Origin of the sequence: Streptomyces sp. NPDC058662 (assembly GCF_042716255.1) — a bacterium.
In the GTDB taxonomy this organism is placed as follows: Bacteria; Actinomycetota; Actinomycetes; order Streptomycetales; family Streptomycetaceae; genus Streptomyces.
Map to the genome: position 1 here is coordinate 1 of NZ_JBHXRU010000031.1, position 14738 is coordinate 14738.

General features: G+C 73.9%; 14 protein-coding genes. 2 read left to right on the forward strand and 12 right to left on the reverse strand.

Features of this window, described 5'->3' with window-relative positions:
* Positions 1–46: 46 nt before the first annotated feature.
* The 7 genes from pheT to infC all read right to left on the reverse strand — a co-directional run bounded on the left by pheT (position 47) and on the right by infC (position 7621).
* Positions 47–2590 (reverse strand): phenylalanine--tRNA ligase subunit beta, encoded by a 2544-nt coding sequence (gene pheT / locus ACFWUQ_RS14010; RefSeq protein WP_384537336.1) that lies wholly within the window; start codon positions 2588–2590, stop codon positions 47–49.
* Entirely contained in the window at positions 2590–3717 is a 1128-nt protein-coding gene (gene pheS / locus ACFWUQ_RS14015; protein WP_384537339.1) for a phenylalanine--tRNA ligase subunit alpha, read from the reverse strand. Before pheS ends, pheT begins: the two co-directional genes overlap by 1 nt.
* A gap of 151 nt (positions 3718–3868) precedes the next feature.
* Complete coding sequence (locus ACFWUQ_RS14020; protein ID WP_384537342.1) at positions 3869–4996, reverse strand: ATP-binding protein; 1128 nt, start codon at positions 4994–4996, stop codon at positions 3869–3871.
* Between the two features lie 55 nt (positions 4997–5051).
* Positions 5052–5912: a TrmH family RNA methyltransferase gene (locus ACFWUQ_RS14025; RefSeq protein ID WP_384537345.1), complete on the reverse strand. Its 861-nt coding sequence runs from the start codon at positions 5910–5912 to the stop codon at positions 5052–5054.
* Between the two features lie 176 nt (positions 5913–6088).
* On the reverse strand, positions 6089–6475 hold the full coding sequence (gene rplT / locus ACFWUQ_RS14030) for a 50S ribosomal protein L20 (protein ID WP_030157251.1): 387 nt from the start codon (positions 6473–6475) through the stop codon (positions 6089–6091).
* Positions 6476–6576: 101 nt separating this feature from the next.
* Positions 6577–6771, reverse strand: a complete 195-nt coding sequence (rpmI, locus tag ACFWUQ_RS14035) for a 50S ribosomal protein L35 (RefSeq protein WP_030012385.1) — start codon at positions 6769–6771, stop codon at positions 6577–6579.
* Positions 6772–6874: 103 nt separating this feature from the next.
* On the reverse strand, positions 6875–7621 hold the full coding sequence (infC, locus tag ACFWUQ_RS14040; RefSeq protein ID WP_384537348.1) for a translation initiation factor IF-3: 747 nt from the start codon (positions 7619–7621) through the stop codon (positions 6875–6877).
* Positions 7622–7946: 325 nt separating this feature from the next.
* Between infC and ACFWUQ_RS14045 the strand changes: the two genes are divergently transcribed.
* Positions 7947–8324, forward strand: a complete 378-nt coding sequence (locus ACFWUQ_RS14045; RefSeq protein WP_384537350.1) for a DUF1844 domain-containing protein — start codon at positions 7947–7949, stop codon at positions 8322–8324.
* Positions 8325–8350: 26 nt separating this feature from the next.
* On the opposite strand, the gene ACFWUQ_RS14050 is transcribed toward ACFWUQ_RS14045, so the two are convergent.
* Genes ACFWUQ_RS14050 through ACFWUQ_RS14060 form a run of 3 tightly spaced genes read right to left on the reverse strand, consistent with a single transcriptional unit; the run spans position 8351 to position 11291 of the window.
* On the reverse strand, positions 8351–9091 hold the full coding sequence (locus ACFWUQ_RS14050) for an SseB family protein (RefSeq protein ID WP_384537353.1): 741 nt from the start codon (positions 9089–9091) through the stop codon (positions 8351–8353).
* Between the two features lie 11 nt (positions 9092–9102).
* Entirely contained in the window at positions 9103–10335 is a 1233-nt protein-coding gene (gene mycP / locus ACFWUQ_RS14055) for a type VII secretion-associated serine protease mycosin (RefSeq protein ID WP_384537356.1), read from the reverse strand.
* On the reverse strand, positions 10332–11291 hold the full coding sequence (locus ACFWUQ_RS14060) for a hypothetical protein (RefSeq protein ID WP_384537359.1): 960 nt from the start codon (positions 11289–11291) through the stop codon (positions 10332–10334). The genes mycP and ACFWUQ_RS14060 overlap by 4 nt, the downstream gene beginning before the upstream one ends.
* 131 nt (positions 11292–11422) lie before the next feature.
* On the opposite strand from ACFWUQ_RS14060, the gene ACFWUQ_RS14065 reads away from it, so the two are divergent.
* The gene (locus tag ACFWUQ_RS14065) at positions 11423–12625 is read left to right on the forward strand and encodes an amino acid deaminase/aldolase (RefSeq protein ID WP_384537361.1); all 1203 of its coding nucleotides are present in this window, start codon (positions 11423–11425) and stop codon (positions 12623–12625) included.
* A gap of 15 nt (positions 12626–12640) precedes the next feature.
* Here ACFWUQ_RS14065 and ACFWUQ_RS14070 read toward each other — a convergent pair whose 3' ends face one another.
* Together ACFWUQ_RS14070 and ACFWUQ_RS14075 are read right to left on the reverse strand one after the other, a co-directional pair.
* Positions 12641–13432: a 3-oxoacyl-ACP reductase gene (locus tag ACFWUQ_RS14070; RefSeq protein ID WP_384537364.1), complete on the reverse strand. Its 792-nt coding sequence runs from the start codon at positions 13430–13432 to the stop codon at positions 12641–12643.
* A gap of 5 nt (positions 13433–13437) precedes the next feature.
* Positions 13438–14738 (reverse strand): aldehyde dehydrogenase family protein (locus ACFWUQ_RS14075; RefSeq protein ID WP_384537367.1); only part of this gene is annotated, 1301 nt, incomplete at its 5' end.

Sequence of the window (14738 nt, forward strand, 5' to 3'; positions counted from 1 at the left end):
CCCCGGTACCGCGGGCCCGCCCCTCACCCTGCCGTGCGCCGCGGCGTCACGCGCCCCGGAGTACCGCCCCGGTCCGCTCGCCCGCGAGGGCCACCGCCGCGTCGCGCGCGGCCGTGGTCTCCTCGGCGGTCAGCGTGCGGTCGGCCGCGCGGAAGCGCAGCGCGTACGCCAGGGACTTCTTGCCCCCGCCCACCTGCTCGCCGGTGAACACGTCGAACAGCCGCAGCGATTCGAGCAGTTCGCCCGCACCCTTGCGCAGCGCGGTCTCGACCTCCGAGGCCGGGACGGACGCGTCCACGATCAGCGCGACGTCCTGGGTCGCCACCGGGAAGCCGGAGATACGCGGCGCCTGCAGCGCCTCGCCGCCGGCCGCCGCGAGGCGGTCCAGATCGAGCTCCATGGCGCTGGTGCGCGCGGGCAGGCCCATCGTCTTGACCACGCGCGGGTGCAGCTCACCGGCGTGGCCGATGACCTCCTCGACCCCGTCGACGGTGACGACGAGCTCGGCGCACCGGCCCGGGTGCCAGGGGCCGTACCGGCCCTGGCGGACGACGAGCTCGGCGCCGGCCTCGACGGCCAGCGAACGGGCCGCCTGGACGGCGTCCGCCCAGTCGGCCGGGCGGCCCCCGCCCCACCAGCCGGCCTGCTCACGGGCTCCGGCGAGCACGACCGCGGCATAGCGCGGCTGCGCGGGCAGGGCCGCGTTCAGGGTGGCGATCTCCTCGTCCGTGGGACGCCGGTCGACGGGCAGCCGTACGGCGACACCCGGCCGCGCGGCGGCCCGGAAGACCGAGCCGGTCTCGAACAGCGCGAGGTCGTGGCTGCCCCGGCTGTCGTTGCGTCGCAGCGCGCCCAGCAGGCCCGGCAGCAGCGTGGTGCGCAGCGCCGGCTCCTCGTCGGAGATCGGGTTGACCAGGGTGACGACCTGCCGGGCGGCGTCGTGCGCGGGGAGCTGGAGCTGGTCGAAGACCTGCTCGCCGAGGAACGGGTAGCTCAGCGCCTCGACGTAGCCGGCGCCGGCCAGCGCGCGGCCGACCCGCCGGTGCAGCTGCTGCCGGGCGGTCAGGCCGCGGCCGGAGGGCACCTGCGGCAGGGTCGACGGAAGGTTGCCGTAACCCTCCAGCCGGATGACCTCTTCGGCGAGGTCGTTGGGCTCGGCGAGGTCGGGGCGCCACGAGGGCACCGTGACGACGAGCTCGTCCTGGCCGTAGACGTCGCAGCCGATCTCCTGGAGGCGGCGGACGACGGTCTCGCGGCCGTAGTCCATGCCCGCGACGCGGTCCGGGTGGTCCGCGCCCATCGCGATGGTGCGGGGGGCGCCCGGGGCGAGGAACTCGGTGACCCCGGCCTCGGCGGTGCCGCCCGCGAGCAGCACGAGCAGGTCCACGGTCCGCTGCGCGGCCGCGGCGGCGGCCTGCGGGTCGACGCCCCGCTCGAAGCGCTTGGAGGCCTCGGAGGACAGCTTCAGGCGGCGGGCGGTGCGCGAGATCGACACGGGGTCGAAGTGCGCGGCCTCGACGACCACGTCGGTGGTCCCCGTGACCTGGCCGGTCGAGCCGGAAGGATCGAAAGGTGTGGTGACGGAGTCCGCGATCTCCGTGTCGGCGCCGCCCATGACGCCGGCGAGGCCGATCGGCCCGCTGTCGTCGGTGATCACCAGGTCCTCGGCGTCGAGCGTGCGCTTGACTCCGTCGAGGGTGGTGAGCTTCTCGCCCTGCTCGGCACGGCGGACGCCGATGGCGCCGTTGACCCGCGAGCGGTCGTAGGCGTGCAGCGGCTGGCCGAGCTCCAGCATCACGTAGTTGGTGATGTCGACGGCGAGCGAGATCGGGCGCATGCCGGCCTTCTGGAGGCGGCGGGTCAGCCAGATCGGGGAGCGCGCCTCGGGGTCGAGGCCGGTGACGGTGCGGGCGGTGAACCGGTCGCAGCCCGCCGGGTCATCGACCTTGACCGGGTACCCGTACGAGTTCGGCGCCGGGACGTCGAGCAGCGCCGGGTCGCGCAGCGGCAGGCCGTAGGCGGTCGCCGCCTCGCGGGCGACGCCGCGCAGGGACATGCAGTAGCCGCGGTCCGGGGTGATGTCGATGTCGAGGACCTCGTCGACGAGCTGGAGCAGCTCGATCGCGTCGGTGCCGACCTCGTGCTCGGGCGGCAGCACGATGATGCCGTGCGTGCCGTCGTCGCCCATGCCCAGCTCGTCGCCGGAGCAGATCATGCCGTGCGAGGTGCGGCCGTACGTCTTGCGCGAGGCGATCGCGAAGTCGCCGGGCAGCACCGCGCCCGGGAGCACCACGACGACCTTGTCGCCGACGGAGAAGTTCCGGGCGCCGCAGACGATCTCCTGCGGTTCGCCGGTGCCGTTGGCCGCGCCGACGTCGACGGTGCAGAAGCGGATCGGCTTGCGAAAGCCCTCCAGCTCCTCGATGGTCAGTACCTGACCGACGACGAGCGGGCCCTTGAGCCCGCCGCCGAGCTGCTCGACGGTCTCGACCTCAAGGCCGGCGTCGACCAGCTTGGCGGCCACGTCGCGGCCGGTCTCGCCCGCGGGGAGGTCGACGTACTCCCGCAGCCAGGAAAGCGGGACGCGCATCAGATCTCACTCCCGAACGGCCGGGTGAAGCGAACGTCACCCTCGACCATGTCTCGCATGTCTTCAACGTTGTGACGGAACATCAGCATCCGCTCGATGCCGAAGCCGAAGGCGAACCCGCTGTACTTCTCGGGGTCCACGCCGCAGGCGGTCAGCACCTTGGGGTTGACCATGCCGCAGCCGCCGAGCTCGATCCAGCCCTCGCTGGAGCAGGTGCGGCACGGGCGGTCGGGGTTGCCCACCGACTCGCCGCGGCACACGTAGCACTGCATGTCCATCTCGGCGGACGGCTCGGTGAAGGGGAAGAAGTGCGGGCGCAGGCGCGTGGTCGTGCCCTCCCCGAACAGCTCCTGGACCATGTGGTCCATGGTGCCCTTGAGGTCCGCCATGGTCAGGCCCTCGTCCACGGCGAGCAGCTCGACCTGGTGGAAGACCGGGGTGTGCGTCGCGTCGAGCTCGTCGGTGCGGTACACCCGGCCCGGGCAGACGATGTAGACGGGCGGCTTGCGCTCCAGGAGCGAGCGCGCCTGCACCGGGGAGGTGTGGGTGCGCAGGACGACACCGGACTCGTCGCCCTGGGTGCCCTCGGGGCCCCGGACGAAGAAGGTGTCCTGCATCTGGCGCGCCGGGTGGTCCGGCGTGAAATTGAGGGCGTCGAAGTTGAACCACTCCGCCTCGACCTCGGGCCCCTCGGCGACCTCGTACCCCATGGCCACGAAGATGTCCGCGATACGGTCCATCAGCGTGGTCAGGGGGTGCCGGGCACCGGCGGGCACGCGGTCGTACGGCAGTGTGACGTCCACCGCCTCCTCGACCAGCACGCGCTCGTCGCGCTCGGACTCCAGGGCGACCGTGCGGGCCCCGAAGGCCTTGTTCACGGCGCCGCGGGCCTGGCCCACGCGCTTGCCCGCCTCGGCCTTGGCCTGCGGCGGCAGGGCTCCGATCTCGCGGTTGGCGAGCGCCAGGGGCGAGCGGTCGCCCATGTGCGCGGTCTTCGCCTCCCGCAGCGCGTCGAGGTCGCCGGCGGACGCGAAGGCGGCGAGCGCCTCGTCCCGCATGCGCTCGATCTCTTCCGGTTTCAGTGCCTCGACCTCGACAGGGTCGTACGACTTGTTCGGTGCCGACATCTCTTCCCGTACTTCCGATGGCTGGCTGGTGGGTCCCCGTACGGCACGATCAGACCGATCGACACAGAGACACAAAGGTGCCAAAGGACGAGTCTAAAGGTCGCCTGGGGTGAAGGGGCCCGTGGGCCGCCTGGCGAGACGCTCCGCAGGGTTACTGCGTGAGGTAGGCCGGGGCGCTCACGGGCAGGATAAATCGGAACTCGGCGCCGCCGCCGGGGCCGCGGCCGACCGCGATGGTGCCGCCGTGCGCCTCCACGATGCCCTTGACGATGTACAGGCCCAGGCCGGTGCCGCCGCGCTTGCTCCCCCGCCAGAAGCGGGTGAAGACGCGGCCCATCGACTCCTCGGGGATCCCGGTGCCTTCGTCGGTCACGGTGACGGCGGTTCCCTTCTCGTGGGGCGACACGTCGATGGTGACCGTTCCCTCTCCGTGGCGCACCGCATTTTCGAGGAGGTTGCCGAGGATCTGGTCGATCTTGTCCGGATCGGCCCAGAGGTCGGGGAGCGGTCGGCTGACCCGTACGAGGAACCGCTCGGGGGCCTGGCCGTTCGCGATGAGCGCCTGGACGTGGCGGCCCACCGCGGTGGCGATGTCCACCGGCTGCCGGCGCACCTCCAGGCGGCCGGAGTCGATGCGGGAGATGTCCAGCAGCTCGGCGATCAGGCGGGTGACGCGGTTGGCGTCGGCGTCGACGGTCTCCAGCATCAGCCGCTTCTGGTCGTCGGTGAACCGCTCCCACTTGGCCAGCAGGGTCGCCGTGAACCCCTTGACGGAGGTCAGCGGGGAGCGCAGCTCGTGGGCGACGGTGGCGATCAGTTCGGCGTGGCTGCGTTCGGTGCGGCGGCGGGCCTCGGTGCCGCGCAGGGTGACGACGAGGCGGCGGACCGGTCCGGTGGGGTGGGTGCGCACGTACCGGGCCGACACCAGCACCTCGCGGCCGCCCGGGAGCAGCAGGTTGCGCTCGGGCTGGCCGCGGCGGGTGGCCAGGCCTCCGTACGGGTCGGTCAGCGCCCACCAGCGGCGGCCCTTGAGGTCCTCCAGCGGCAGGGCGGTGTCGATCCGCGAGCCCAGGGCCAGGGCGGGGTCGGTGGCGGTCATCCGGGCGGCGGCCCGGTTGAAGCAGATGACGCGGCCGGTGTGGTCGGCGACGACCAGGCCGTCGGGCAGGTCGTCGGGGTCGATCCCGAAGGCGCTCGCCGCGGTGGCAACCGCAAGCCCGTCCCGGGCCGCGGCGGCGTCCGCCGCCGTCCCGCGTGGGCTGTTCGTACCGACGGTCATGTCCCCGTACCCCACCTCTCCGAGTAGCGCAGTGGGCCCCCGGGCCGCCACATTACTAGCTGGGGGTCACGGAGCGGCACCCTCCGGGCGCCCGCTGTGCTCGCGCGGACGCGTAGAGGCACACGGCGGCGGCCGTCGCCAGGTTCAGGCTCTCCGCCCTGCCGTGGATCGGGACCCGCACCACGGCGTCCGCGAGGTCCCGGGTCTCCTGCGGCAGACCCCAGGCCTCGTTGCCGAAGACCCACGCCGAGGGGCCGCCCATGGTGCCCGCGTCGAGTTCGGCGTCGAGGTCCTCCTCGCCGGCCCCGTCGGCCGCGAGGATGCGCACCCCGGCCGCCCGCAGCCCCGCCACGGCCTGTTCCACCGGTACGCCGACCGCCACCGGCAGGTGGAAGAGGGAGCCCACGGAGGCCCGTACGGACTTGGGGTTGTACAGGTCCACGGAGGCGTCGGTGAGCACCACCGCGTCGGCCCCGGCCGCGTCCGCGCAGCGCAGCACGGTACCGGCGTTCCCGGGGTCGCGGACGTGCGCCAGGACGGCGACCAGCTTCGGCCGGGCCGCCAGGATGTCCTCGAACGGCGAGTCCAGGAAGTGGCAGACGCCCACGAGGCCCTGCGGGGTGACCGTCTGGGAGACATCGGCGAGGACCTCGTCGCCGGCGTAGTGGACGCGGACGCCCGCGTCCAGCGCCGCGTCGACGATCCCGGAGTAGCGCTCGGCGGCCTCGACCGTCGCGAACAGCTCGATCAGGGTCGACGCTCCCCCGCCGCCGCGGTGCTCGACGGCCTCGCGGACGGCCTGCGGGCCCTCGGCGATGAACCGGCGCTCCTTGGTGCGGAAGTTGCGCCGCGCCAGTCGCCTGGCGGCGGCCACCCGCGGGGATCGGGGGGAGATCAGCTCGGCGGGGGTACCCATGGTCTCAGCGGTTCTCTCTCGGGGGTCCGGGGCGCGGCGCCGTCCGGCCGGGACCGGGGGCGGCACGGAGTGCGGGGGTCCGCCCGCGGCGGTGCGGGGCGAAAGCACACGGACCCGCAGGCGTGAGCCTGCGGGTCCGTGGGGGCCGGCCTCCTGGAAGCGGGGCCGGCTAGCCCTTAGGCAGCGACCTTGGGGGCGTTGACGTCGGCGGGGAGCGCCTTCTGGGCGACCTCGACGAGCGCGGCGAACGCGTTGGCGTCGTTGACGGCCAGCTCCGCGAGGATCTTGCGGTCCACCTCGATGTTGGCGGCCTTCAGACCCTGGATGAGGCGGTTGTACGTCATGCCGTTCTGGCGGGCAGCGGCGTTGATGCGCTGGATCCACAGCTGACGGAAGTCGCCCTTGCGCTTCTTGCGGTCGTTGAAGTTGTAGACCAGCGAGTGGGTGACCTGCTCCTTGGCCTTGCGGTACAGGCGCGAACGCTGACCGCGGTAGCCGGAGGCGGCTTCGAGGATCGCCCGGCGCTTCTTGTGGGCGTTTACTGCCCGCTTGACGCGTGCCACTTTTTAACTCCTTGCAGCGGGGCCGTGGGTGTCTTCACAGCGGCCCGAATTCGATGGGGTCCCGGTTCGGCGTCCCGCTCCCGCAGGGGGGAGCGGAGACGTCAGATGCCGAGAAGCTTCTTGATCTTCGCGGCGTCGCCGGGGGCCATCTCCGCGTTGCCGGTGAGGCGGCGGGTGACACGGGACGACTTGTGTTCGAGCAGGTGGCGCTTGCCGGCGCGCTCGCGGAGCACCTTGCCGGAGCCGGTGACCTTGAAGCGCTTCTTGGTACCGCTGTGCGTCTTGTTCTTCGGCATGGCGCCGTTGTCTCCTCGTCGGTGGCACTCCCACCGGTCCACGGGGGACCGGCTCGCGGGAGCGTCATGGTGTGTAGGTGATCCGGGACGGGCTGCCCCTGGATCAGGCCTGGGTGTTCGCCTCGTCGGCGTTCGCCTCGTCGGCGGATGCCTCGTCGGCAGGCGCCTCGTCGGCATCGGCCTCGGCGAACTCGGTCTCCTCCACCTCGGCGGCGGCGTCCTCGAAAGGAGCCTCGTCGTCGGTGAGGGCGACACCCTGGCGCTCGGCCTTGCGGGCGGCCTGCGCCTCGCGGGCCTCGGCCATCGCCTCGGTCTTCTTCTTGTGCGGACCGAGAACCATGATCATGTTTCGGCCGTCCTGCTTCGGGTTCGACTCGATGAACCCGAGGTCCTCGACGTCGGCCGCGAGGCGCTGCAGCAGTCGGAAGCCGAGTTCCGGCCTGGACTGCTCGCGACCACGGAACATGATCGTGATCTTGACCTTGTCGCCCTGCTTGAGGAACCGAACGACGTGACCCTTCTTGGTGTCATAGTCGTGCGGGTCGATCTTCGGCCGGAGCTTCATTTCCTTGATGACCGTGTGCGCCTGGTTCTTGCGCGCCTCACGGGCCTTCATGGCCGACTCGTACTTGAACTTGCCGTAGTCCATGAGCTTGCAGACCGGCGGGCGTGCGGACGCCGCGACCTCGACCAGGTCGAGGTCGTACTCCTGCGCGAGCTCAAGCGCCTTGGCAAGCGGCACGATGCCGACCTGCTCGCCGCTGGGACCGACGAGTCGTACCTCGGGAACGCGAATCCGGTCGTTGATGCGGGGCTCGGTGCTGATGGATCCTCCTCGGTAGCACCACACGGCTGCCTGGCAGACAGCCGCTGACGTGTATTTCCGTCAGACCTACCGCGGCGGGGAGAATGAAAAAAGCCCCGCCGGGCACAGGCAGGGGCTCCAAAACAACCGGAGCACCGCCGCATGCGAACGCGGGGCGCAGACTCGGGCGGTTTTCCATCGTCCGTACGGAACGATGGATACCGCCTGACCGGATGACCCGCCGCCCCGGAGGGCAGTCAGGTGGGAGAACGGAGCCTCCACTTGTGGGCCGGGCACAGCAGTGTCCGGCCGGTCGATGTACATGCTAGCACCCGCGTTGCAAGCCCGCCGCACGGCATATCGTGGGCGCATGACTGACGCGACACTCCCCTCCGAGCCCGCTGCCGAAGAGGCTCCCGACTACGACGCCATGACCCGCGACATCGCGGACGTCCCCGCCGTCGAGGTGATCACCACGGTGGCCGTGCACCTGCTGAGCGCCGCGGCGGTCAACCTGGGCCTGGACAAGCCGGACTCCGAGCACAAGGACCTCGACGAGGCCCGCAAGCTGATCACCGCCCTGGCCGGACTGGTCACCGCGAGCGCCACGGAGATCAGCTCCTTCCACGCCGCACCCCTGCGGGACGGCCTGAAGTCGCTCCAGCTGGCCTTCCGCGAGGCCTCCCTCGTCCCGGACGAGCCGGGTCAGGGCCCGGGCGAGAAGTTCACCGGCCCCGTCTTCGGCTGAGCCCTCCGGCGTCCCCCCGCGCGGCTCTAGCGGGTGTACAGCGGCTCGCCGGGCGGCGCCGGGGTGTCCGCCGGCAGCACGGCCAGGTTCAGCCCGCGCACCAGCCGGGCGCGCAGGGTGTCGTCCGCCGCCAGCGCCTCGGCGACCCGGCGGGCCGCCGCGGGAGCCAGGGGCCCGGCGTCCAGCACGATCGCCAGCGTGCCGTCGGCCTCCGTGCCCGCGGGGCCCAGGTGGGCGCGGACCACGGCGGCCTCCGCCGCCACGGCGGCCCGTACGGCCTCCCGTACGGCGGGGTCGGCCAGCGGGTCGGCGTCGGTGCGGCCCTCGGCCAGCGCGCGCAGCGCCGGTCCGGTCAGCTGGTAGGTGACGGGGCCGGCCAGGTCCAGGACCACGGTGTCGGCCTTCTCGTGCGCGGCGGCCGCCAGCGCCTGGTGCAGCGGGACGGCCACCGGCCGAGCGGCCGGGTCCCAGAGCGCGAGCGAGGCGGTCGAGGTGAAGGCGGGCAGGGCCCGCCGGTCTCCCGCGCGCAGGGTCGGGACGGCCATGTCGCTGGTCTTCTCGCGTGTGAGGCCCGTCAGCGGGTCGGTCTCGGCCTCGCCGAGGACGGCGACGACCGGCACGAGCAGGCGGGCCTCCCGCAGGGCGGCCAGTACCTGCGGCTCGGCCGCCCGGTCCGCGGCCCAGGCGGTGAGGGCCGCGGCCAGCCGGGGGTCCGCCGAGCCGTCGTCGTCGGAGAAGCCGGGGTCGGGAATGTTCTTGTTCGCCATGTTCGCCACAGTTACCCGACCCTACTGTGCCGCGCGCCCGCCCGCCCGGGAGGCCCGGCGCCGGGCTCCCAAGGACGCCTCGGCCTGCGGGCCAGCACGGCCGCCAGCACGAGCAGTACAACCCCGGCCGCCGCGGCCTGCGGGGGTCCGAAGCGGGGCTCCCGGCCGGCCGGGCGGGCCGGCTCCGGGCCGGGGCCGAAGTAGGTGCCGCCGGCCGGGGCGGGCGCGGGCACGGGTGCCTCGGGTCGCATGGCCTCGGCGACCCGGAGCGCGGCGACGGGGTCCACCGTCCCGTGGCCCCGGGAGTCGTCGCGGCCGCCGGCCGGGGCGTCCGAGGCGGTGTCCTCCAGCAGCTTCTTGATCTGGGCCGGGGACAGGTCCGGGTGCGCGGCGAGGACGAGCGCCGCGGCGCCGGAGACGAAGGCGGCCGCCGCGCTGGTGCCCCAGCCCTCGTAGTACGAGCGGTCGGGGTCGGCGATGACCACGTCGACGCCGGGGGCGCTGACGGTGGCGTACCAGTTGCGCGTGGAGAAGGCGGCCTTGCGGCCGCGGCGGTCGACGGCGGTGACGGCGATGACCCCGGGGTAGGCGGCCGGGTAGGAGACGTGGTCGCCCGTCTTGCCGCCGTTGCCGGCCGAGGCGACGACGACCACGCCCTTGGCGAGGGCGTACTGGACGGCCTCGTCCTCCCCCGCCTCGTGGTGCGCGGAGTCGCTGTCGTCGCCGAGCGACAGGTTGATCACGTCCGCGCCGTGGTCGGCGGCCCAGCGGATGCCTTCGGCGAGGGCGCCGCCCTTGCTGTCGCGGGCCTGGGCGCGGCCGGGGTCGCCCTCCTCCAGGATCACCCGGACCGGCAGGATCTTCGCCTGCGGGGCGACGCCGAGGACGCCCTGGCCGCGGCGGGGCCCGTGGCCGTGCCCGGCGATGATGCCGGCCATGGCCGTGCCGTGGCGGGCCCAGGCGCGGTCGCCCCGCACCGCGCCGGTGCCGATGAGGTCGGTGCCTTCCAGGACCTGTCCGGCCAGGTCGGGGTGTGCGTCGTCGACGCCGGTGTCCAGGACGGCGACGGTGACGCCGTCGCCCCGGGTCGTGCCCCAGGCCTCCTCGGCGCGCAGGGCGAGGAGGCCCCACTGGCGGTCCCTGATCGTGTCGGCCGCGGCCGGGGCGGCGGCGGCTCCGCTCGCGAGGAGGACGGCCAGGGCGAGGGCGGCCGCCCGGGCCCCGGCGCGGGGAGCTCTGCTCATGGGGTGGGCTCCGGGGAGGCAGGGGCAGGAGGGGCGGAAGCGGCGGTAGGGGCGACAGGGGCGGGGGGAGCGTCCGGCGCCGGCGGTCGCGGGGAGTCGCGGACGGGCGGCGGTACGGGCGCCCCCGCGGCCTTCGGTACGGGCTTCGCGGCGGAGGGCGACGCCGGGGAAGGCGCCGCCGAGGGCGCGGGCGGCAGTACGAGGTCCCGTACGGCCCTGCCCGCGAGGTCGGCCAGGGCCTTCGCCTCGTGGCCGAGGCCCGCCTGGGCCACGGCCCCGGTCGCGCCCTCCTTCACCGCCTCCGCGGCCGGCAGCGGGGCGTCCAGCGGCCGGCCGTCGGCGAAGGCCGAGACCGTGTAGACGACGACCGGGGCCTCGGGGCGGACGGAGGCGTGCCAGGCCGCGCGCTGGCCGTCGGCGAAGCCGTACGCGGGCGGGGCGGGGAGGCGTCCGGCGAGCTCGGCCATGGCGGGCCCGCTGCCGGGCGTGAAGACCAGGCCGACGGTGACCAGCGAGCTGCGGGTGGCGTCGGTGTACGTCGCGCGCAGGACCCGGGCGCAGCCGGTGGCCGCCAGCAGTGCCTGCCAGTCGGGGGCGAGGGCGGCCGCGCAGTCGGCGTCGGGGGCGAGCGCGACGCGGGTCCAGGTCCGGTCGGCGCCGCCGGGTCCCGTCGAGGGTCCGGCGAGGACGGGCGGGAGGAGGCTGTCGACGGGGGCGGACCGCCACAGGGACGCGGCCTCGCGGTAGGCGGCGTCCGGGGGCAACGGCCGGTTGGCGGCGCGGTGTTCGGACCAGAGGCCGAAGCCGCCGGCGCCGGCGAGGCCGGTTCCTATGAGCCCGCACAGGACGGCGGCGAGCACGCGTCCGGGCCGGCGGCGCGGCCGCTCGGGCGGATACGGGGTCAGGGGTGCGTCGGGCTCGCCCAGGAGCGAGGTCCGCGGTGTCGTCGTGGTCATCCGGCGGCTCCGCCCCCCGTTCCGTACGGCTGCCTGCCCCGTACTCTACGGTCCCGGCGGCCCCGGGCGGGCCCCGGGGAGCCCCGCGAACCCCCTACCCACCGGTAGAGCCGTCTGGCAAGCTGCCGCCCATGAACTCCCCCGCCGCCGACCGCGCCCGGTACGACCGGGCGACCGCGCACCTCGACGCGCCGCTGGCCGTCGTGGACCTGGACGCGTTCGACGCCAACGCCGACGACCTCGTGCGCCGGGCGGGCGGGAAGCCGGTCCGGGTCGCCAGCAAGTCGGTGCGCTGCCGCGCGCTGCTGGAACGGGTGCTGGCCCGGCCGGGGTTCGCCGGGATCATGTCCTACACCCTCGCCGAGTCGCTGTGGCTGGCCCGGTCCGGATTCGAGGACGTGCTGCTGGCGTACCCGTCCGCCGACCGGGCCGGTTTCGCCGAGCTCGCCGCGGATCCCAAGCTCGCCGCGGCGGTCACCGTGATGGTCGACGACCCGGCGCAGCTCGACCTCGTGGACCGCGCCCGGGACGGCGGCACGCAGGAGGTCCGCGTCTGCCTGGAGTTGGACACCGCGCTGCACCTCCTCGGGGGCCGGGTGCGGGTCGGCGCCCGGCGCTCGCCGGTGCGTGAGCCCGCGCAGCTGGCCGCGCTGGCCCGCGCGGTCTGCGCGCGGCCCGGGTTCCGGGTGGTGGGCCTGATGGGGTACGAGGGCCACGTCGCCGGGGTCGGGGACGCGCTGGCGGGACGCCCGGTGCGGTCGCGCGTGATCCGGCTCATGCAGGGCGCGGCCCGCAGGGAGCTGGCCGCCCGCCGGGCCGAGGCTGTCCGGGCGGTGCGGGCGGTCGTCCCGGACCTGGAGTTCGTCAACGGAGGCGGCACCGGAAGCGTGCAGCAGACCGCCGCCGAGGACGCGGTGACGGAGATCGCCGCCGGTTCGGGGCTCTACGTGCCGAGGCTGTTCGACAACTACACCTCCTTCCGGGGCCGTCCGGCCGCGCTGTTCGCGCAGCCGGTGGTCCGCCGGCCCGGTGTGGGCGTGGTCACCGTGCTCGGCGGCGGTTATCCGGCGTCCGGTGCGCCCGGGGCCGACCGGCTGCCGGTGCCGTACCTCCCGGAGGGCCTGCGCTACGACCCGCAGGAGGGCGCGGGCGAGGTGCAGACCCCGCTGCTGGGCGCCCCCGCCGACGACCTGCTGATCGGCGACCGGGTGTGGTTCCGGCACGCCAAGGCGGGCGAGCTGTGCGAGCGCTTCGACACGCTGCACCTGATCGAGGGCGACCGCGTGACGGCCACCGCCCCGACGTACCGGGGCGAGGGCCGCACGTTCCTCTAGTGCCGTGGCCGGGGGTTAGAGCGGGGTCACGTACGCGCCCGAGATGCCGCCGTCGACGACGAAGTCGGCGGCGTTGATGAAGGAGGAGTCGTCGCTGGCGAGGAAGGCGACGGCGGCGGCGATCTCGGTGGGTTCGGCGAACCGGCCCAGCGGGATGTGCACGAGGCGGCGAGCGGCGCGCTCGGGGTCCTTGGCGAACAGCTCCTGGAGCAGCGGGGTGTTGACCGGCCCGGGGCACAGGGCGTTGACGCGGATGCCCTCGCGGGCGAACTGCACGCCGAGCTCTCGGGACATCGCGAGGACGCCCCCCTTGGAGGCGGTGTACGAGATCTGCGAGGTGGCGGCGCCCATGATGGCGACGAAGGAGGCCGTGTTGATGATGGAGCCGCGGCCCTGCTCGCGCATGTAGGGCAGGGCGGCCCTGCAGCACAGGTAGACGGAGGTGAGGTTGACGTCCTGGACGCGGCGCCAGGCGTCGAGCTCGGTGGTGAGGATGGAGTCGTCGTCCGGGGGCGAGATGCCCGCGTTGTTGAAGGCGATGTCGACGGAGCCGTAGGTGTCGTGGGCCGTCTTGAAGAGGGCGTCGACCTGCTCCTTGTCGGTGACGTCCACCTTGACGTAGGTGCCGCCCACCTCCTCGGCGGCGGCCTTGCCGGCCGTCTCGTCGATGTCGGCGCACACCACGTTCGCGCCTTCCGAGGCGAGGCGGCGGGCGGTGGCCAGACCGATGCCGCTGCCGGCTCCGGTGATGACGGCGGTGCGGCCGACCAGGCGGCGGCAGATGGTCTCTTCGGTGCGGTCGGTCATGTCGGTCAGGCCTCCGTGCTGATGAAGACGTTCTTGGTCTCGGTGAAAGCGGTGAGGGCGTCAGGTCCGAGCTCGCGGCCGAGCCCGGACTGCTTGTAGCCGCCGAAGGGGGTCCAGTAGCGGACGCTGCTGTGGGAGTTGACGGACAGGTTTCCGGCGGCGACGGCGCGCGAGACGCGCAGCGCCCGGCCGACGTCGCGGGTCCAGAGAGAGCCGGAGAGGCCGTACTCGGTCGCGTTGGCCAGCCGTACGGCCTCCTCCTCGTCCTCGAAGGGCAGGACGACGGCGACGGGGCCGAAGACCTCCTCGGCGGCCACGGGCGCGGTGGGGGCGACGTCCGTGACGAGGGTCGGCGGGTACCAGAAGCCGGGGCCCTCGGGCGCGGCGCCGCGGACGGTGGTGAGGTCGTCGGTGACGTAGGACCGGACGCGGTCCAGCTGGAGCCGCGAGATCAGCGGCCCCATCTGGGTCTTCTCGTCGGCCGGGTCGCCGACGCGCACGCCCTCGATGCCGGGCGCGAGGAGCTCAAGGAAGCGGTCGTACACGGAGCGCTGGACGAGGATGCGGGTGCGGGCGCAGCAGTCCTGGCCGGTGTTGTCGAGGAAGGCCATGGGCGCGGCCGCGGCGGCCGCCTCGATGTCGGCGTCGGCGAAGACGATGTTGGGGCTCTTGCCGCCGAGTTCGAGGGTGACGCGCTTCACCCGGGCGGCGCACTTGGCCATGATCTGCTTGCCGACCCGGGTGGATCCGGTGAAGACGATCTTCGCTACGCCGGGGTGTTCGACGAGGGCGTCGCCCGCTACGTCCCCGCGGCCGGGGAGCACCTGGAAGAGGTGCTCGGGGATCCCGGCTTCGAGGGCGAGTTCGGCCAGGCGCAGCGCGGTGAGCGGGGTGGTCTCGGCGGGTTTGAGGATGACGGCGTTGCCGGCGGCGAGGGCGGGCGCCAGGCCCCAGGCGGCGATCGGCAGGGGGAAGTTCCACGGGGCGATCACGCCGATGACGCCGAGCGGTTCGAGGAAGGTGATGTCGATGCCGCCGGCGACGGGGATCTGGCGGCCGGAGAGCCGTTCGACTCCCCCGGCGGCGAAGTCGAGGAGGTCGCGTACGTTGCCGGCCTCCCAGCGGGCGTTGCCGATGGTGTGGCCGGCCTCGCGTACCTCCAGGCGGGCCAGTTCCTCGACGTGCCCGTCGACGATCGCGGCGAAGCGGCGCAGCAGGCGCGCCCGGTCGGCGGGCGCTGCCGCGGCCCAGCTGCGCTGGGCCCCGGCGGCCCCGGGCACCGCGGCGGCGACAACGTGCCGGGTGG

What these genes read in the sequence shown, in the direction of transcription:
- pheT (WP_384537336.1), bottom strand. Translation starts at nt 2,590, where the DNA reads ATGCGCGTCCCGCTTTCCTGGCTGCGGGAGTACGTCGACCTCCCCGCG.
- pheS (WP_384537339.1), bottom strand. Translation starts at nt 3,717, where the DNA reads ATGTCGGCACCGAACAAGTCGTACGACCCTGTCGAGGTCGAGGCACTG.
- ACFWUQ_RS14020 (WP_384537342.1), bottom strand. Translation starts at nt 4,996, where the DNA reads ATGACCGTCGGTACGAACAGCCCACGCGGGACGGCGGCGGACGCCGCC.
- ACFWUQ_RS14025 (WP_384537345.1), bottom strand. Translation starts at nt 5,912, where the DNA reads ATGGGTACCCCCGCCGAGCTGATCTCCCCCCGATCCCCGCGGGTGGCC.
- rpmI (WP_030012385.1), bottom strand. Translation starts at nt 6,771, where the DNA reads ATGCCGAAGAACAAGACGCACAGCGGTACCAAGAAGCGCTTCAAGGTC.
- ACFWUQ_RS14045 (WP_384537350.1), top strand. Translation starts at nt 7,947, where the DNA reads ATGACTGACGCGACACTCCCCTCCGAGCCCGCTGCCGAAGAGGCTCCC.
- ACFWUQ_RS14050 (WP_384537353.1), bottom strand. Translation starts at nt 9,091, where the DNA reads ATGGCGAACAAGAACATTCCCGACCCCGGCTTCTCCGACGACGACGGC.
- mycP (WP_384537356.1), bottom strand. Translation starts at nt 10,335, where the DNA reads ATGAGCAGAGCTCCCCGCGCCGGGGCCCGGGCGGCCGCCCTCGCCCTG.
- ACFWUQ_RS14060 (WP_384537359.1), bottom strand. Translation starts at nt 11,291, where the DNA reads ATGACCACGACGACACCGCGGACCTCGCTCCTGGGCGAGCCCGACGCA.
- ACFWUQ_RS14065 (WP_384537361.1), top strand. Translation starts at nt 11,423, where the DNA reads ATGAACTCCCCCGCCGCCGACCGCGCCCGGTACGACCGGGCGACCGCG.
- ACFWUQ_RS14070 (WP_384537364.1), bottom strand. Translation starts at nt 13,432, where the DNA reads ATGACCGACCGCACCGAAGAGACCATCTGCCGCCGCCTGGTCGGCCGC.